Source organism: Serratia bockelmannii (assembly GCF_051803255.1).
In the GTDB taxonomy this organism is placed as follows: domain Bacteria; phylum Pseudomonadota; class Gammaproteobacteria; order Enterobacterales; family Enterobacteriaceae; genus Serratia; species Serratia bockelmannii.
Genome location: NZ_CP196512.1, coordinates 3311595 through 3330438, shown reverse-complemented (window position 1 = coordinate 3330438; position 18844 = coordinate 3311595). Strand labels below are relative to the sequence as shown.

At 48.4% G+C, this 18844-nt stretch carries 18 protein-coding genes and 1 pseudogene; 1 reads left to right on the top strand and 18 read right to left on the bottom strand.

Annotated elements, in window-relative coordinates:
* Positions 1-38 precede the first annotated feature (38 nt).
* Genes ACSJLU_RS15890 through ACSJLU_RS15870 form a run of 5 tightly spaced genes read right to left on the bottom strand, consistent with a single transcriptional unit; the run spans position 39 to position 3829 of the window.
* On the bottom strand, positions 39-701 hold the full coding sequence (locus tag ACSJLU_RS15890) for a hypothetical protein (protein WP_023143489.1): 663 nt from the start codon (positions 699-701) through the stop codon (positions 39-41).
* Positions 695-1186, bottom strand: coding sequence for a TIR domain-containing protein (locus ACSJLU_RS15885; protein WP_002911710.1), 492 nt, complete (start codon positions 1184-1186; stop codon positions 695-697). The genes ACSJLU_RS15890 and ACSJLU_RS15885 overlap by 7 nt, the downstream gene beginning before the upstream one ends.
* A 21-nt stretch (positions 1187-1207) precedes the next feature.
* Complete coding sequence (locus ACSJLU_RS15880) at positions 1208-2239, bottom strand: nucleotide kinase domain-containing protein (protein ID WP_063945090.1); 1032 nt, start codon at positions 2237-2239, stop codon at positions 1208-1210.
* A complete protein-coding gene (locus tag ACSJLU_RS15875; RefSeq protein WP_439041009.1) occupies positions 2229-2786 on the bottom strand; it encodes an adenylate kinase in 558 nt (185 codons plus the stop codon). The genes ACSJLU_RS15880 and ACSJLU_RS15875 overlap by 11 nt, the downstream gene beginning before the upstream one ends.
* Positions 2783-3829 (bottom strand): thymidylate synthase, encoded by a 1047-nt coding sequence (locus ACSJLU_RS15870; RefSeq protein WP_198338019.1) that lies wholly within the window; start codon positions 3827-3829, stop codon positions 2783-2785. The genes ACSJLU_RS15875 and ACSJLU_RS15870 overlap by 4 nt, the downstream gene beginning before the upstream one ends.
* A gap of 950 nt (positions 3830-4779) precedes the next feature.
* Here ACSJLU_RS15870 and ACSJLU_RS15865 point away from each other — a divergent pair.
* Positions 4780-5727, top strand: coding sequence for an ArdC family protein (locus ACSJLU_RS15865; RefSeq protein WP_103972477.1), 948 nt, complete (start codon positions 4780-4782; stop codon positions 5725-5727).
* A 194-nt stretch (positions 5728-5921) separates the two neighbouring features.
* Here the strand turns inward: ACSJLU_RS15865 and mobC are convergent, their stop codons facing one another.
* The 13 genes and pseudogenes from mobC to ACSJLU_RS15800 all read right to left on the bottom strand — a co-directional run bounded on the left by mobC (position 5922) and on the right by ACSJLU_RS15800 (position 18835).
* Positions 5922-6668, bottom strand: coding sequence for a MobC family replication-relaxation protein (mobC, locus tag ACSJLU_RS15860; protein WP_098363225.1), 747 nt, complete (start codon positions 6666-6668; stop codon positions 5922-5924).
* A gap of 9 nt (positions 6669-6677) precedes the next feature.
* Positions 6678-8537, bottom strand: coding sequence for a type IV secretory system conjugative DNA transfer family protein (locus tag ACSJLU_RS15855; protein ID WP_439041008.1), 1860 nt, complete (start codon positions 8535-8537; stop codon positions 6678-6680).
* A 746-nt stretch (positions 8538-9283) separates the two neighbouring features.
* Positions 9284-9589 (bottom strand): hypothetical protein, encoded by a 306-nt coding sequence (locus ACSJLU_RS15850; protein WP_098363224.1) that lies wholly within the window; start codon positions 9587-9589, stop codon positions 9284-9286.
* 18 nt (positions 9590-9607) lie between these two features.
* A complete protein-coding gene (locus tag ACSJLU_RS15845; RefSeq protein ID WP_439041007.1) occupies positions 9608-9910 on the bottom strand; it encodes a TrbM/KikA/MpfK family conjugal transfer protein in 303 nt (100 codons plus the stop codon).
* Between the two features lie 49 nt (positions 9911-9959).
* On the bottom strand, positions 9960-10988 hold the full coding sequence (gene virB11 / locus ACSJLU_RS15840) for a P-type DNA transfer ATPase VirB11 (RefSeq protein WP_439041006.1): 1029 nt from the start codon (positions 10986-10988) through the stop codon (positions 9960-9962).
* A pseudogene (gene virB10 / locus ACSJLU_RS15835) lies at positions 10978-12281 on the bottom strand (VirB10/TraB/TrbI family type IV secretion system protein). The gene virB11 and the pseudogene virB10 overlap by 11 nt, the downstream one beginning before the upstream one ends.
* Positions 12278-13165 (bottom strand): P-type conjugative transfer protein VirB9, encoded by an 888-nt coding sequence (gene virB9 / locus ACSJLU_RS15830; protein WP_203260276.1) that lies wholly within the window; start codon positions 13163-13165, stop codon positions 12278-12280. The pseudogene virB10 and the gene virB9 overlap by 4 nt, the downstream one beginning before the upstream one ends.
* Entirely contained in the window at positions 13165-13848 is a 684-nt protein-coding gene (locus ACSJLU_RS15825; protein WP_203260258.1) for a virB8 family protein, read from the bottom strand. Before ACSJLU_RS15825 ends, virB9 begins: the two co-directional genes overlap by 1 nt.
* Positions 13841-13981: a hypothetical protein gene (locus ACSJLU_RS15820; protein WP_203260259.1), complete on the bottom strand. Its 141-nt coding sequence runs from the start codon at positions 13979-13981 to the stop codon at positions 13841-13843. Before ACSJLU_RS15820 ends, ACSJLU_RS15825 begins: the two co-directional genes overlap by 8 nt.
* An 88-nt stretch (positions 13982-14069) precedes the next feature.
* Complete coding sequence (locus ACSJLU_RS15815) at positions 14070-15101, bottom strand: type IV secretion system protein (RefSeq protein WP_439041005.1); 1032 nt, start codon at positions 15099-15101, stop codon at positions 14070-14072.
* Between the two features lie 11 nt (positions 15102-15112).
* The gene (locus tag ACSJLU_RS15810) at positions 15113-15337 is read right to left on the bottom strand and encodes an EexN family lipoprotein (protein ID WP_071823624.1); all 225 of its coding nucleotides are present in this window, start codon (positions 15335-15337) and stop codon (positions 15113-15115) included.
* 10 nt (positions 15338-15347) lie between these two features.
* Positions 15348-16064: a type IV secretion system protein gene (locus tag ACSJLU_RS15805; protein WP_203260277.1), complete on the bottom strand. Its 717-nt coding sequence runs from the start codon at positions 16062-16064 to the stop codon at positions 15348-15350.
* Positions 16065-16087: 23 nt separating this feature from the next.
* Positions 16088-18835, bottom strand: a complete 2748-nt coding sequence (locus ACSJLU_RS15800) for a VirB3 family type IV secretion system protein (RefSeq protein WP_439041090.1) — start codon at positions 18833-18835, stop codon at positions 16088-16090.
* Positions 18836-18844 lie beyond the last annotated feature (9 nt).

The following is an 18844-nucleotide window of genomic DNA, read 5'->3' as shown; positions in this document are numbered from 1 at the left end:
TGCTCTAAACAATATGCAGAAAATAATATATGTATTTATTAGTAAAGTTCTCCAGTTCCCTGATCTACACGTTTATAGAAATCAGAAAAATTACATGGGTCAGATATAACTGAGTTTTTATCACTACGAAAATCAAATTCTATTTTTTTTATAAGATCAATGGCTGGTATAGTCGAATTTAAAGGGATTTTTTTATAGTTTCTAATTCTGTGATATTCAATTGAGTCTAAGTCTACTTCAATCGCTTTATTACCGAAATAATAAAAATGATCTGAAATCAACACGTTATTGGAGCTAGTATCTCGTTCAAGATTTGTCATGTTAAATGAACCATCAGCATTGCTATGATGAGAATCTTCTTGTATCCATTCATTGTTTTCATTTTGATGGTAGATATTATCGCCCAGAATTTGTACATGACTACCATTTCTAGCAGGCTTTTTGAGAGAGAACCTGGTATCCTCCCAATAACCATTGAAACTAATTTTTTCTGAAACTTTCATTAATAGGATACATTTTTTTTTAGCTGATTTTAAATTGGCTCCACCAACTCCGAGTATCCAATCACCCACTTTAGCCGACTTTCTAATTCCAGGTTTGCATGTTGCCAAGGTACAACTTCCATGAAATGGATTAGGTGCAAAACCAAAGTCTCTCGTTATTGCATAAACATAAAGGTGTGAGTTGGGATCAATTAGCATACGACATTTCCACCTTGAACTTTATCACGATCCGTACCATCAGGTTTTTCAAAGGAAGTTTTACCTTCTAGTGCGTTGATAATGGCATCACTTCTCCAGGCCACTATAGAGGTTGCATACTTTTCGAGATTCTCTGGTAGTTTTACATCGCCTTTTAACCCATTTTCATATACACCTATGATTGGTTTTCCAAGTTGATGAGCTACTTGAATTTCCCAGTTTACCCAAGGTCTAGTATGTGTCTCTTTCCCGATAACAACTATAACTTGACTAGCCCACCTCATTTTCATTCTAAGTAAACGTGCAATCGTTCGGTCACTAAGTTTTTTTTCCTCAACTCGTCGCTGGTTTTCAGGTTTCATTCTAATAGAACTATTGCGTAAATGATAACCTTTTGCTGCAGCTAAACGAGAAACTCCATCAACACTCGCGTCGTCTTTATGATGATGGCTAACAAAAACATTTTTCTTAATTTCTTTAACCATTTTTAAATCCTTTGTAATTTGCTAATTATAAAATAATTCTATATTATTGCTTTGATAATGATATTTTTGTTTAGGCCTTTTATTGTTAAATTTAGTTCGGCATCTTTTATCTATCTCGCATGCACCACTATTTTCCATGTCCATTAAAGTGTAAACTCTTTCTTCTTTAGGCAGGAAATGGAATATTTCATCCATGTTCCAATTTTCACTATACTTTTCAGCGATGTTATTTTGGTTTATAGTGAACCAGAATAAACACTCTTCGCTATTCATTCCATCTCTATTAGAAAAAATCCAATTAATTCCTCTTTCACAACCAGGACCTGAAATAACAAAGTTCAATTCTGTAAACGGAAAGTTGGGTATGTATGTCAGATCTATGAAAATTTGATATGCTAGAAAATCCCCAATCCCTGAGAATGATTTTAAATGTTCAAAAACTTCGAACTGATTTCCTGATGATTTTACACCATTAACGATTTTATCTTGGTTATAATAAACAAATTTTATCATTCTAATTACCATATCATTTTCCGGTATTCCTTCTATATTTTTTAAGTATTTTCCGAAGTTAAACTTCGGACCTCCTAAAATATAGGCTGCACTAAAAAATACGTAGCCTGGTTTTTTTAATGATATATTTATTGTCTTTTCTCTGATCTTTTCATTGATGTCGCGAATAGTCATTTTTGTGAAATCAAAGGGCGCATCAAGTTCATTTAATGTATCGCTTTTATTTATTACTCTAAACAAAAATGAATTGAGTATTTTATTTTCATAAGTTAATTTATTGTTGTTTGTTATATTTTTCAATAACCATTTGGTTTCTTTGTCCCATGTTCTTTTAGTATTTACAAATTTATAGTTTCTCAATATTTTGTCGTCTGTCCAATATGGCGGAAGGTTAAGTATCTCTTTCTTGTAATATATGGATGTCCTCTCTCGTTGATGATAAAACCATTCCCTGATAACAGCTTCATTCAAGATAGGTTTAGCGGTTTTAATTTTCATTTCTCTGACATTACAAAAAAGTTGATCGTTTTTACTGTTCACTTAATAATACCTTTTCGAAGAAATGTTTAAAACTATCAATTCCGTTCACATTGTTGTCAAAATGATATTCTGATTTTGTTTTATTCTCAGTGACATACTTGTCGATTTCGTATTTTTTATAATTGTTATTTTCCCGTTCTATATGTACTATAGTGAACTGATTGTTCTTACACCATGCTAATTCTTCATTTGATCTTATGTCAGTAATTATTATATTTTTATTCATCCCTCCATTTTTTTCTAAAATTTTCAACTCTTCTGATAGCATTCTAATAAATATTTTTTCTTCAATTTTCCTTAGGCTGTCTAAGCTCAGCCATATATCTCTTGGTGAATGGCTGATAAAGTCGCCGGTAGGTAAGGTTATATTGAGTGGTAACATTTTATTTTCAGGGGGGTAATCCTTTTCCATCCAAGGATAAATGTAATTGGCCAATTTTTTGAGTTGATCGCTAAATGATAATCTAATAAATCCATAGTTGGATATCAGATAATTGGCAAGAAAGTCTTTTCCACTACCCGATATGCCCATGAATGCAATTTTCATAGACTGTCCTTATTAGAATTATTAAAATAATTAGAAGTTACGCTTAGATTGAAATCATTGCTTAACTTAGTTTTTAACACTATTGGTTGGTTGAATCTTTCCTGGAAAACATATGATAGAGCTGCTTCTGCATATCCCCAAAGTAAATTCCTTTCAGTTTCTACAAAGTGTTTAATAAATATTTTTTTTAGATTTTCGGTTTCCATATCTATTGTGTCTATTTTATGTTCATTTTCTGTTATTATTCTTTCAAGGAACGAAACTATATCACAGAATAATGATTTTATATTTTGTAACGATGGAGGGAATGATATTTCATCATCGTTTATCAAATCTGTCATTTGTTCTTCTTTTCTTTCGTATATTTCATTGGCTTGTCCTACTCTATCATCATATATATGAAGATTTGTTACTGACTGATGTAAGTATCCCAGTTTAATCTCGCTATCAACTTCCCTCTGTAATATTGAAAGTACTATCTCTTGAAGTAAACTAAACTCGAAAAGATTTATATTGCTCACTCCAAATATTAGATCGCCGCTTCTTTGAACTATTTTAATGTTTAAATTTTTGTCAGGAGTGATAAAGAAATGAATTAAGTTATTACAAGGAATATCGACACTATGTTCTATGTTGTATACTTTTATGAGGCTTTCATTCGTATCTCTGTCAGGCATGTATAAGCTAATGACTGCTCTTCTTGTAAATATTCCTTCTTTTTTGAATTGTTGCACGACATTTTCAAGTTGCCCGTGAGCGTATAGTCTTTCCCCATAAGCTGCTCGCCAAATGACACCATCATCTGAGTATTTAGGTGCTCTTGGTAAAAAAAAATTTAGATATGGTTTAATTCTGTTGTCGCCAGCAAAAACCCATATAGCTTCAGCAAATGTGGAAAATATATTATTTTTTCGACCCGCTAAACTTAAATGCCTTGATCTAGGGTTTCGTAAGATCATACTAACATCATAAATAGTTATAGCATCCCCATTCCTTGTTGAAATACGAACTCCTTCATTAAGCACTTTTTCTAGGAGTTTCATTATTACATCGTTAATAGTTTCTCCGTAAATGACGTGCATAAACAAAACCTCATGCTATAAAAAACATCTTTCTAGTTGATATAGTTTATTGGGCCTAATCCAGAATTTGGTCCAGCTATGATCTGGACTAACCGGATAGCACGTTTCAATCTCTTGCCTCTAAGAACAGGCTCGAACGTGATAGCCAATTGGCTTCCCACTTAGCAAGTGAGACCTCGACCCACGCTACCGCCCTCAGTTGCATAGGCACTGCGTTTGTATGAACATTTACAAATGTTACTCATGTTATGGGTTTGGTCAATCTGGCAATAAGATAATTACGAAACTTTAGACTTATTACTTAAGTGGAGGCGGCGCGAGTCGCTAGCGAGTAAGACTGTCTCTTATATGTACCAGAAGCACAACTGACGATGCTCCAAAACCATAGTCACCGCTGCGTAGCAAGCTGTGGCCTCTCGCTACTCCCGGGTGCCCCAGTTACAACGTTGTGGGTTGCTTAAGAAATCTGTCCCGCCGGATTAGAGTGGTGGTGGATTACTGACTGTACTCTGCGTTCAATACAGAGACAGCCCGGAACAGGCAGTAATTGATGCCGGAACGAGACTATTTAAGAACAAACCGCCCCCGGTTAGCAGGATCGTCTCGGCCGGCAGGAAAGCATGCTAACACCTACATGAAGTCCCTGTCAGTGCAGGCCCCAGACTCAACACCACCAATCTACTTTTCGCCACTGCGAAGTAAGGGGCGCTACGCCCGGCTATGCAGGGGCAGTTTTTTTCCTGTGCGCTTTTCGTTCCTCTATCGGCTTCCTGTTAATCGTTTCCCAACACAACCCGTCCCGCAAGGGTAAATGGCACGCATGCTGCGCCCTTGCAGGACAGAACGATGTCGGGAAAGCGAACCGTCAGGCGATACGAAGACGAAAATCACACACTGACGGAGAAAAAACGATGACGATTTCCCTGCATACCACCCGGACAAGCGCCCCTAACACCGCAGCGGCGACCAGCGTATCCCCGCTGGACCCGTCAGGCTCCTCAAAAACGAAATTTTCTAAAACCAGAACCGACATTTACCAGACTGTTACTGACAACATCATTGCAGCGCTGGAAGCCGGAGTAAAACCGTGGTCCTGCCCGTGGCAGCGTGTAGATGGCATGTCTGGTTTGCCTTCCAATTACGCCACTGGTGTGGCTTATAGTGGCATGAACATCATGTTGCTGTGGTGCAGCGCATCTAAGCAGGGTTTCAGCGATTCACGCTGGATGACCTACAAACAGGCACAGACTGCAGGTGGACAGGTTCGCAAGGGTGAGCATGGCACAACAGCTATTTTCTACACTACGCTGGAGAAGGAAAACGACGCCGGAGACGTTGAACAAATCCCGATGCTGAAAACTTTCACCGTGTTCAACGTTCAGCAAATCGACGGCCTGCCCCTGACAACTGAAACGGTCAGCCCGGAAGCAACCTTTGACTCGTTGCCCGAGGCTGAAAACCTGTTCAGGAAGAGCGGCGCAAACATCATTGAGAAAGGACAAAACGCCTTTTTCAGCCCATCAACTGATGAAGTCTGGTTACCGGAGCGCCATCTATTCGCTGATGCGGCTAACTTCTATGCTACCGGTCTGCATGAGCTTGTCCACTGGAGTGGGGGCAAAAAACGTTTGAACCGTGAAATGAAAGGGAAGTTTGGCAGTGCGGATTATGCAGAGGAAGAACTTGTCGCGGAGCTGGGAAGTGCCTTTTTGATGGCTGATCTTGGCATTGAGGGAGAGGTACAACATGAAAGCTACATTGCTTCATGGCTGAAAGCGTTGAAAAACGACAAGCGTTATATTTTCAAAGCGGCGAGCGCAGCCTCTAAAGCACATCGTTACCTGCTGGATAAACTCTGAGACCGGGATCAGGCAACCGCAAGGGAATGCGGTTACATGGTTTTTAACCGGTAACGCTGCAAGGCGCAGATTGAGGCGGAACGCAGCACAGCGAGTACCGAACAGTCTGCGCCTCGCAGTGGAATAAAAATTATTTCGACCTGGCGGTATCGCCGCCAGTCCGGTGAGGCCATCTCGATGGCCTGAGTAAAAGCTTACGTATAGCTGCCTAGTGACAGGCGTTTCAGTTCATCAAGGGTATAAATGCGAAACACCCGGCGGTGACGTTCTTCCAGCGGGACGTGCTGATGGTTGATGATGACATGTTTGATGCTGTCAAACAGTAGTTCAAGTGCCCGTTTTTTCTGTGGGTCAGGCATGACATAAAAAACATAAATCCAGTGCTTGCGTGTACGGGCCAGCAGGTGGCTGGCGATAATAGACTGGTAACGGGATCGGGTTTTCAGGCGGCGCTCGGTTTCAATGGCAATAACGTTTCCGTCAGGCAGGGTTAATAACCCGTCCGGGCGATGTTTCACCTGATACTGGCTGATAAAGGTGGCCCGGTCGCCGTTAATCCATCCCGAAGCGCCTTTCTTCTCCAGAATAAGTCTGGCGGCCTGATTATCAAGATGGTGCTCCAGCGTCCAGCCGGTCATTTTTGATGGTTCGAACCGCGCAGGAAAGATTTTATCATCCGGGGTTAACACCACCGCCAGCCCGTCACTGGTGATCCCCCATAATGAAATCTTCATTGTTCGTGATTCAAGCACATGCTTCTGTATTAACCCCATTCGCTCTGTTTTTGCCAGTAGCGAATAAAGCGACTTATGATCCCGGAAACCAAATAACAGCATCAGCGTTTTAAAATCACTGTAGGTTTCTTCTTTCAGGAAGTTCAGCAGTTGTTTTATTTTTTCTCTGTTGCGTGTCTGGCGCTCTTGATATGTCGAAATCAGCATAACCGCTCCTTAAAAATCCAGCGGGGACAGGTGTTCTTGCTCATCAGGTTGGGGCTCTGCCGGTTTGACTTCGATTTCGTTGAAGAAAAGATCCGGGTGCGTTGTCATTACATCCTGTATGGATGGTTTATCATCCTCGTCAAAATCCAGTGCGATTTTCACCGGTGCCGCCGATGCGGCAATATCAGGGGAAACCCAGAAGATTTTTAGCTGACGCTTTCTGACCTTTATCGGTGAAATCAAGGAGGCAGAAGGTAGCGTTTTTGTCGTAAAGATAAAGCTGACAAAATCGGGCAGGTTCAGGATCATATTGCTGTCAATAAAGAAACGTTCGGCCTGGCGGATTGTGCGCTCACTGTCGATGGTCTCCGTCAGCATATTATCCGTTTTAGCCTTACGAAGTTCATCATCCACCAGAATCGTGCCTGACATTCTGGCCACCCAGTCCGCCGTATCCGGGTCCATAACCCGATAAACCAGTTTGAATTTGGCATTTTCAACGACCGCACCGACAACGGCGTCGCCTTTCAAATCTGCCGGGCAGTCTTTTAAATCGGCAATGGACTGATGATCCATAATAATATGCATGCCTTTATCCCGAGCAGCGCCTAAACCTTCCAGCGCTGGCCTGGATAAATGGTATTTCAGTTCGGAAAGATAAACAGCAATGGGGCGGGGTACGTCTGTTACACGGTCGCGCCTTTCTGCTAACTGGTACAGACGTACCAGTAGCATGCGCTGTGTGGTAATAATTTTGCTGTTTCGCATGGAGCCGATAACATAACAGCAGCCACCTTCATCAAATATTTTTTTGAGTGAAAAACCCTCCGGTGAATTAATGGCATTGAGTAATGCCAGTTCCTCTATCTTGCCAAAAAATGCTTTGATTTTTTCGGCAATACCCTGAACGTAATCACCGTTATAAACATCCCGGATTGTTGTCGATGGATTATCGCTGACAAATTGTGCGGCCATACGGGCGGCTTTCCGGTCGTCGATCCGATAAAAGTCAGATTCCTGACCTTTTTCCGCCAGACTGAAACCTGCAACGAACAATTCTTCCAGTTCATCTGGCGTAATATCTTCAATCAGGTTTAGCTGGTATTGCTGTTTTCGCAGATCAATTAAGGCAAAGGGTTTTCCTGCATCCTCGCAGGCTTTCCGGTAAAGGTGTGGAGCCCATTCATCATCCTTGGGGTCCATAACAAACACACCTTCACCGGCCAGAATACTTTGATAAAGTAATATGCCGGCGGCTACCCCTTTGCCGGCCCCTGTGGTACCGATAATATCCGCGTGTTGTTTCTGCCAGTCTTTTAATGGGATATACATTGGTTCGTTCTCCCTGTCCATGCCAATAAAAATGCCTTTATTCAGGTCAATATAATCCAGCGGATCATAATGCAGTGTTTCCGGCAGCAGGGACTTTACGGTGCGGACATCGGTGCGCAATTCGCGTTCAAGGGTGGTTTTTTTAACAAGATGTTTCTTTATTTTGTCCAGTTCCGGCGTGAATACCCTGCGAAGCATAATATGAAAAATAATTCCGGTTACAGTGAAAGCAATCCGTACTGACCAGGCCAGTACCGTATTATCACTGGTGAGTCTGGTCTTATACAGCCACTGGAAGGATCCGATAACTATCGGGGCCAGTGTGCCAGAGAGAAAACACAACATGGAAAAAGCCATAATCAGCTTTTGCCACAACGGGGCTTTTTGCCGTTCATCGCTTTTCATCGACGCGAAAAACGGCATCGTCAGCCCCGATAACAGCGCCAGCATCAGCTGGTGCTGTTGCATAAAAGCCATGAAGCTCAGCGCGCCATTCACTATCGGCGACAGTGAAACGGCCAGCTTATTCAAAATCACGATGCCTCCTTCGTCAGCAGTTCGCCCCATGACATCGCCCCATCAGTTCGCCCCACGGTGTCGGGCGAAAAGGCGGGGCGAACGTCAGGGACGAAGAAGGTGGCCGCGTTGCGGCCATATGCAGGAAAGCATGCTTCCCTGCCTTAAACGGCGTGCGCCAGTTCATGCGGGCTGGACGCCCTTATGATATGTCGCATGGGGGTAATGTCGCGGCTGGACGCCGCGCCAAAACCCCCAACGTCAACGGCGGCACACCGTCGCTCGCTACGCGCGACCACCCCCTTTAAGACGGTCGCTTTCGCCTTTTTCTTCCCTTTGCTCGTTCCTCGCAGCGGGAATAAAAGGGAAGCTGACCTTTAAAGAGGGTGGTCGCGCCACGCTACCGGCTTTTGGCCGGAGACTTAGCCGCGACGGTGTGCGGGGCTGTGCCCCCCAAATAAAGCGCTGTCGTGGGCGACAGCTTTTCGCTCGCTGGGGCGGCGAAATTTATTCGGCTCCCCCCGGCCGGCAAAACCCGCGTGGGCGCGGCTGTTTGCCGGTGAGGCGCGGTGCCTGAACTATTTTCGCTCCTTAACCCGCGAAAATAATTCTGTCCGCTGCCTCATTTTTACGGCCCGCATTTCTTCACTCCTTAATCCGCGAAAAATGTGGGGCCGTAAAAACCGGAAAACCGCCACGCCTTAAGCCTGATTCGGCTGAAATATTCCGCTGTCGTTTGAGAGCTGAGAATAAAATAATAGCAAGGGTTAATATTGGCTCTCGTGGATTTCTCTGATGACGTCTGAATAACACTGACGACTTTCTTTAATGCTGGTTTCATCCAGCGTAAATCCACGTAGGTTAGCTTCCTCGGTCAGCGTTATTCTGTCGGTGCCGTTCAGCGTTTGTAGTAATTGCAATAACCGGCATATAACCCGGTAGTGATAAATTTCATAATAAAGGCCGCATCCGTGCATTGCCTCATTTTCAATGTGCTCAATAACACGGGCTGCGCGCATGGAATCCCCGCGCTGATGTGTCCAGGGATGCTGAATAAAACCCGGTTTGGTCATAAAGATAACCTCCGTTAATTAACCACGCATGCGGCCAAATTTACTGATAATCTGGCTGATAATTGCCGGGTCTGCCGAATCACACTCAAGTAAGAACGATTTTCTGGCATCGGCAGTATGGTCCTGCAGAAAACCGTGCTTGTTCTTTTTCACGATATTAAAGAATGCACGTTCGGCCGAATGGCATTCATTGCCGCCGCCGTTCCCGGTGGCTTTACCGTACATGCATAGCACCACTTCACAGGCGTCAGCGGCCATGACGGAGGTTGAATATGACGCCATAGCGCTGAGTAATAATGCGGAGGATATTACTTTTTTCATTTCGGTCACCTTCATATTTAAACGAGGGTTGCGTAATTCGATAAGTTATTTACTTGAGCCCTTTGCTGAATACACCTCTCATGCCATTGAGATGAAGGGGTTTAAAATAAACATCACTCATACGGCGTATGTCACCGTGAATATCAATGCTGACTATCACATCAACGCTCTTAAGCACCTTGCGTAACAGCACGTCGAAAGGCATGTTCCGGCAGTCGGGGTTTTCATAGCAGCGGTCAATTAACCCTTCAATACATTCTTCCGGGCTGCCCGCATGCAGGGAGGTCATCAATCCCTCATGCCCGGAACCGACGATTTTCAGCGCATCCCAGGCTTCTTGTCCGCGAATTTCAGCCAGTAATATCCGGTCAGGGTTCATACGATAATTAGCGCGTATCAGTCTGCCGGGCGTGACAATGGCATTATCCCCGGCGTCTGCCGGATAAAAGAGATGGACATAGTTGGTGTGGTGATAAAACCGGATTTCGGGATTATCCTCGATGGTGGTCAGCCTGAGGTGCCGGGGAATAGAGTGCAGCAGCGTTTTCATATAGGTGGTTTTACCGGAGCCGGTTTCACCGACGATAAAAATCGTCTTGCCGTATTCCACCGCTTTTTCCATAAAGCGGGAAATATCCCCACCTTGATAGTAGCGGGTCAATTCAACATCTTTGCCTTCCGTTCGCTCCTTACCGCTTACCCGGTTATAAAATCCCGCATCAATCCATGACTGATGCGTTTTCTGCCCAAATGCGGGCTTGCGCAGCGTAATAGACACGGTATTACGCTCACAGGCCGGGGGAATAATGGCCTGAATTCGCTCGCCTGATTCAAGCGTGGCGGAAAGGATCGGCGAGGTGTCGTCGATATTATCTTCCTGCCAGGACGCCAGCGCTCTGGCAAAGGCGTAACACTGGCGCAGCGTAATCGGGGCTTCATGTCTTCGCCATTTCCCCCGGATTTTGGTATGCAGTTCACCCGGCCGGTTAACGGCAATTTCCGTCAGGCCGTCCTGCGCAATAAAATCACCAAACAGCTGGTTTTTCATAAAATCCAGCGACAGGTTTTCAGCGTTCATACCACCTCTTTTTCAGTCGTAGCTGCCAGACGGATGAGAAATCAATATCGGTGCCGGTCATGATGCCGATGACATCACCCTGATTCAGGTACAGGGTGGGCGGGATATTGATGCTGTTGTCCAGCGTCGTTTTCGCCATTTCCGCCGTGGCGGCGCGGGTGTTTTCGGTGTAGTCGGTATTGCGGTCTTTCCCCGGGGAGCATCCGACGCCGCAGCAGCCACGTCCTGCACGGTACTGAGCATCAGGGCATTGCCGAAGCGCTCCCAGAAATGGTCGTCGATCCAACCTGAGATCCCCGCCTCGCCGAGCGGGCCGCTGGCCTGCGTATCAGTTAGCGGGATTTGCAGGCTGCCGGGCTCAGGCGTACGCAGCTCCGTCCACAGCACAAACATCCGGCTGCGTCCGTGTTGCAGCGCCCCGGTGCGGTAGATGCCACGGGCGACCGTTCCCGCCGGGATCAGCGTCACATGGTTGCTGGCGCTGTAAACATCTTCACTGACCAGGCAGGAAATATGCCCCCCGACATCGGACACGAAGCGCCACATCATCGAACACGGGATATAGCGGTCCACCGGGATATAGAGATCAGGATCGAGGCCCAGCCGTCTGACGCCGGTGACCCGGGCGACGCCCGGATTGTCGTTGTTAGCCGTTTCCGGCGCGGCAGTATCCGTGCAGCGAAGGCTGCCATCCTTTCCCCTGGTCAGTACTGACGGGCAGGATGTGTACGTCGTGGATGATGACCCACTGTCGGATGTTTCTGCGTGGCTGCGCGTTTCACCCGGGGACTTGCGTGCAGTATCGCCCGGCATTGTTCGGGCGTTGTTCACCCCGTCAGCCAGCGCGGCTGCCTTGTTCAGGGCGGGTGGGGCCGGTGGCTGCGTTGGTGCGGGAGTAACGGTCTGGCTGACAGGGTCTGTTCCGTCCTGTGTGTGTGGCCCGAACAGGCCAAACGGGTTACTGTCCATGCCCAGATTTTGACGCTCATGCAGCGTCTTCCCGGCGGAGGGTTGCGGCGCGGTGTCGGCTTCTTTCTCATTACCCCCTTTGAATGCACTGAAAAGACGATCGCCGCCGGATGCCAGGGCGATCACCAGCGCCAGACTCAACAGGCTGACGATCAGCGTGCGGCGACCGGATGCCTTACGAAAACGGGTCACTTCCGGCTGGCCGGGCGGTGTTTTCTGCTCCGGCTCCTGATACGCCATTGCCGCACGGGCGCGTTCGCGGGCTTCCGCTTCCCGCTCTGCGGTGGTTTTTTCCGGTTCGTCCGGGACATGTTTGTCAGTCATTTGGCCTCCAGCGTAACGGACGGTGAAACGGTGTCGCGGCGGGTTATCGGGATGCGCCCGAATCCGTCGTTTTCGATCCCCACCACCGAAGTGCCGTAACGCAGCACCAGTTGTGGTGATGCCGGAACCACCATCACGATGTAGTTACCCTGTTTAACCGTCCTGGGCGTGACCGCCTGCTCCCGTCCGTTAACCACCCGGAAAACGGAAGGCAGGGTTCTGAGATGCGAGAATCCGAGCCAGGTGAAGCGGCCATCGTCCCAGGCAAAATCCGGTGCGATGGAGGCCGAACCGGCGGCGACCCGTTTGGTGTAGCGCCAGTTGCGTGGCGTGCTGGCCTCTCCGAATGCTGCCGCTATCTGCTGCTTCTCCTGTCTTTCACGCTGCTGCGTCTGACGTGCGGCGCTGGCGGCGGCGGATTGCTGGCGAGCCTCGGCCGGATAGTGGTAACGGATAACGAACGCCTGCGCGGGGGAATCGTGGTCCAGCACGTTCAGTTCCAGGCTGTAATCACGCTTTGAGGTCACCACGAAGAGGTTGGTCTTCCAGTCCTTTGCCGTGGGCAGGAACACCTGGCTGATGTTGTTGCCGCTGGCGTCCGTCACCGGCTGGGTGATGGGGTTCGGGCTGACGCCTACCCGGTTATCACTCTTCGTCACCGTCCAGCCTTTGGGAAAACCCGCTTGCGCATCAATCACAGCTTCATCGTCGTCAAACAGCAGTGTGGTGACGTAGCCAGGGCGGGTATTCACCACGGTGGCGTTCTGGCTGTTATACGATACGTTCTGCATCCGGCTGTCATAGCCGCTGCCAAGCGGGGTGGCGGCACTCCATGCCGCGCATGATGCCAGTAAGCCCGTCAGGAGCAGGATGTTTTTCAGCATCATTCGCTCCTCAGTTCTTTATCGCGCTGGTAGCTGGTGACGATAAAGCCCAGCGGGTTCACTTCACGCTGACTGTCCGTCAGTTGCTGATGCGGGACATAACGGTAAGTGAGTCGGATATTCCAGAAGTCCGTTTTCACTGAATTATCAGAAATACGGCGAAGGGTACGCTTGATACGCAAGGTTGCCAGGTTATCCTGCCCGGTGGCAGGCGCGTGCACATTGGAAATAATGTCGATATAGACAACATATTCGGCTTTATTAAAAACAACGTCCGGTGCCTGGTCGCCGTTAAACCCGTCAAGATAATCCCGGTTCACGCTGTCGCTGTTAAATAATTGTACGTCGTCGTAATCACGCTGAAGGGAGAAATAATTATACCCTTCGCGGAGTCTGGCATAGTGTGCGGCCAGTGAATGCGCCAGCGCTTTTTCAGACGCAATATCCCTCTCTTTAAGGCGGGTCATATACTCATAACGACCGGTCTGTTTATCCACCGACCACAATTCAATGTCAGTGGTTTTCAGCGGCAGCAGAATAAGAATGGCCGTAATTGCCAGTGCAGCCAGAATCAGCCCGGCAGCGGCCACCCGCCAGGCAGTTTTGCGGGAACGCTCTTCCTTTTCCAGCAGAATGGATTCAAAAGAGCGCGAGACATTAATGATGCGCTGAATATCAGACATGGTGAGTCTGCTCCTGAATGATGGCGGGGGAATTAACCGGCTGGGGATCGCCGGACACCGGCGGGAGGTTGCCCTGATGCTGCGCGCAGCCCGTAAGCGCGCACAGCATCAGAAGCAAGATGCTGAATTTCATGGAAGCCTCTTATCGGATAAATGCAGGAAAGCCGCACCGCTGGCAGAGGCCACGGCGTGACGGGGGGAGAGATTAGCGGTCGGGAGGATTAACGGTGACGCTGCTGATTCTGGCGTTTCATGCTTTCGATGGCGGTGGCACGTTTCTGCCAGGCGTTCACCGCTTTGCCTGCCCCTGCGGCAATGAACCTGCCGGTTGTCGCGGCTGCTACCATGCCACCTTTGGCGGTCAGTCGGCCCCCGGCCTTTATGCCGGGTCTGGCGACGTCGGCAGATTTGCTCGCCAGCCCGCGCAGTCCGCTCATGGCTGCACCCTGTAACACGGCCTGCACGGCGGCACCGCCTAATGCGCTGGCAACTTTTGCTGAGAAGTAGATGATGACGCCTGAAATAACACCGGCGACACAGCACTGAACGCCGAGCGTGATGATATTGGCGTTATCCGCGAAATTGACCGCCTTATCCAATATTTCGTTCAGATAATTAATCACTATCCTGATTGATAATGCTGAAAACATAATCGTCAGAATAACGGTAAATATAGTTTTCAACCAGTTATTGAACATGGAGGTTAGGAATCTATATAGCAGGCAGAAAATAAAAATCGGCGCGGTAGTGGTCATTAATACTATTGTGATTTCGGCTAAAAGATTAACGGTCGAGCAGAATAGCAGGGTAACAATAGCGCCTCCCCAGACCAGAATTTCAGCAATCCCTCCGTTAAGTTTTACATAGTTGGAATCATCATTTTGATAAAGTTTTTGTCCGATTGCCTGTGCTTTTTCCCATACGGTATCGAGCAATGCCCAGACATTATCGTCGCCGCTGACACCATCTTTTAATCCATTAATGGCTGAGATGGCTAAATCCAGCCAACTGCCAAGATTTAAAACGAACGTCATGATCAACAACATTCGTCCGACATCCCATACGACATCTTCTATCGGGGTTTGAAGTTTTCCTGCCAGAGTCTGATACCCACGATAAGTGATAAATAATGTAAATGAACTGACGGCGATAACACTGATCATATTGCCGTACACGGAAGTTTGTCCCTGTAATACGGCATTTAAACCGCCAGTGATAGTGTTGTTCATTCCAACAAACATACCACCTGACATAGGTCACCTCGTTAATTTAAATCGGGAACCTTTGCATTCCCCTGACGGAGTTCAAATCGTGCCTCACGTGCGTTTTTACAATCCATGGAATCATCACCGGATGATTCGCACGTCTTATATCGGATATTCATTTCATCCTGGTGTTCTTTATACCATTGCGTTGATTTCGGGTTATCACATCCTGTCAGTAATAAGAATCCTGAAATAATTGGAATCAACAAAATTGATGTTTTCATGTTTGCCCTCTCAATCATTAAAATCAGGAACAGGCGCGGCGAGTTGCTGCTCATTGAAAGCCTTTTGCCGCTGCTGAGTCAGCATAGTGGAACGTTGCTCTGCCTGTTTGACTGACATTTCCCACTGGCTGGTCAGCGCATTCAATTGTACGCTTTTGGCTGCGATGGCGTTAGCCAGGTCCTGTGACTCTTTCGTATCCTGCGCATTAGCAATACGGTCCGATAAATCTGATATATCGCCGAGCGTGCCCGCGATCTTGTTTTCAACCTCGGACGTATTTTCTATCGCTACAGCCTGATTCAGGATCATCTGTTTGCAGCTGTCCAGATAGCGTTGTGAAGCGCTGGAGGGGTTACAGGTATCGAACGATTTATATTTGTTATACAAGCTATTTAGTTCAGACGAATATGACCCGTTTTGGTTGCTCAGCAGGTCATCCAGTGAAATACCGTTTTGACGAAGATTATCAATATCGGTTCTCAGACTTTTGGCCTCGCGGAGAAATGCCTGAACGTCCCGCACGCCCGTTGCCGTGGCTAATTGCTGCTTGTAGGCATCAAGTTCACTTCTGTAATGGGTAACGGTTTCCTGCCACTGCTGGAGTTTCTGGATCCACTGATTCATGGATTCGGTATTCTGTACGGCGTCGAATACCGGTATTCCGGCGCTCATCGCCTGGGTGGAAATAAACAACGATAATGCCAGTATGAGTTTTCTGAACCGCATTTTCATTACCTCCGTCGTGAATATTACAGGGCTTGTTCAAGGAAGGCGGCTTTCCAGTCATCAGGCTGCATTCCTTCCTGATACAGGGTGTCGAACAGTTTCAGGTTGTCTTCGCTGCCGCTCAGCATTTTGGTGAGTTTCCCGAGGCCCGATAAATCCATTTTCGCCATCGCCATAAAAGGCCGGGTTTCACCTGCGCGTAACGGCGTTTTCAGAACCACCATGTAGCGCTCACCCGGATCGAGGTTTCTGACGATGTCGTACACGCTTTCAGGCACTTTCATCTTTTCCACGTAATCCTCCCGGCTGGCCTTCGGGTTGGCGAGAAAAATCTGCGTGCCGCACTGCTCGATAATCGCCGGAGCAATAGGGTGTTTGACGATTTCGTCAGGTGACTGGGTGGCGGGGACGAAGATGCCGTTCAGCTTGCGGATCACCTTCAGCATATTGAGCGAGAAGCGGGAAAATTCGACATCGGCCAGCCATTTCCAGAACTCGTCCATGAACATCACCAGCCGGCGACCATCCAGCAGGCCGGTGACGCGGTAAAGCAGATAAAATGTGATGGGGCCGCGAATATCGTCATCATCGAGAAATTCCGTACCGTCGATACCCACGTTATCAATGTTGCTGATGTTGAAGGTGTCCTCCTCATTGTCGAATACCCAGCCGAACTCGCCGCCCTGCGCCCACTGTTTAAGGCGAATACGTAGCCCGTTGAGGCGGGCGTCGGTAGTGGGCGGCTCCGGCAGGACTTCCAGCAGCCGGGTGATACCGAACTTGCGGTATTCCGGCGGGTAGTCGAGCATAATGGTATCTACGGCGGCACTGATCCGCTCCTCATCGCGCGGATCGAGCGGCTTGCCGTTGCGGCGGCACAGCATGCGCACCAGCCGTTTGATAAAGCTGATATTCCGCCGGGTTGGGGCCAGCGCAAAAGGATTGAACCCGGTAGGCACACCGGTGCGAATACGGAAGTAGCGTCCGCCCATCTGACGTATCGCCATCTCCGCCGCCCGGTCCTTGTCGAAATACACGGTAGTCAGTTGCTTAAGAGGGGCTGATTCAGAGAACGTCGCCGGATTGCGGTACTTCTGCATCAGTTGCTGCATCATGGTCATCAGCATCGTTTTCCCTGAGCCGGTTTTACCGATAATCGCCGTAGTACCCGGCGTTTTTTCGTTGAAGTCATCCCGTCCGCTCTGGCTGTCATGCAGGTTCAGATAATACCCGCCGCCGCCGGGGGATTTGAGGATGGCGATGGCATCGCCCCAGGGATTGCCGTTTCGTTTGTGAGGATGAAAATTGTGCAGGCTCGCCAGGTCGGCAAAGTTCTGGCTGCTGACGGCCACCAGACGGGGGCGCAGCGTATACACCCCCGGCAGTTGCGCCAGATACGCGGCGGGCAGCGACAGCGTGGACAGCGTTGTCATGATGCCGAGGTCGGCGAAAGGCTGCGCCAGCGCGTTGGCATCCTTCACCACCTGCTCGGGGCTGTCTGAAGATACCAGCAGGGAAAAGTGGTATTTCCCGCAGGAGACATGCCCGGACTGGAGCAGGTCGCGCAGGACAATCAGCTCTTCCCGCTGCGAAATGGCGTCGTCATCCGCCGAACTCAGGCGCTTTTCCGCCAGACGAATATGCTTCTGCGCCTCATCGCGGGCCATGCAGGTGAAGGACTGTGTCAGCACATACTCACTTTCGGCATACAGCAGCGCGTCCAGCAGGCCGGTCGCGGTTTCAGGCGAGTAATCTTTGATTTCCAGACTGCGGAAAAAACGGGAGCCGCCGACCGTCTGGCACTCGGCAGTGTCGGTGGTAAAAAAGACATCCGGCGTACTTAATGTTTCATAAAACGGCGCACGCGTGACCGCCACCTTTTGCCACTGGCCGGTGAGCAGGCGGTGATACAAGGAAATCTGGGTGGAATACACCCGCCCGTTGTCTTCATACATCCCCAGCTGCGTTGCCGTATAGCGGGACAGCGCCGATGCCAGCGCATCCCGGTGTTCCAGCATCACTTTCAGAGCCTCATCCAGCGCCGCTTTGCGTTTGCCGGAACTCTGCGCCTTCATGGCCTTTTTCTCCAGCGGAGAGAAGGGCGCGTAGCAGACGGTGAAAAACAGCCGGTGCCGCCAGAACGGTTTTTCGCTGATCGGCTGGTAATACAGCCGGGTCACTTCATCAGAAAAGGGAATGCCTGAATTCGCGTCAAAGACATCGTGGTACTTTTCCCGGATACGGTGAAGATAAAAAGTAACCGGCAGGCCTTCATACGCACGAATAACGTTATTGAGATGCGACGCCATTAACGTCAGGTGATGTTCGTCCTCGCATTCAAAAACGGTGCCCTCCAGCTCCCAGCTGGCAACCAAATCACCCTGGCGGTTTCTGATGACGTGCGGGTGAATATGGGAGGAATACGGAATGTATTTATCCAGCGTAACGCGCTCGTTTAACTTCATCTTTTCAATAAACTCCGAGACGTCGACAGCGTCATAGCGGTTTGCCAGCAGGGCATTGGCACCAAAATGTTTATTGGTGCCAAAACGGCCACGGGTTTTAAAGGCCAGCCAGAGCAGGCCGAAATAGTGAATATCGGTTCTGGCCTTTGCCTTCATCTCCAGCCAGGCCGGAATAAGCAGTAATATCAGGTAATAGCTGACATAGACCGCCAGCAGGACGATGGCCCCGCTGACCATCACGAACGGCACGAGGGGAATGCCGGCTATGGCGGCAGGCCGCGTCAGCGCTTTGTTCAGCGTAGCCATCGTTACCTC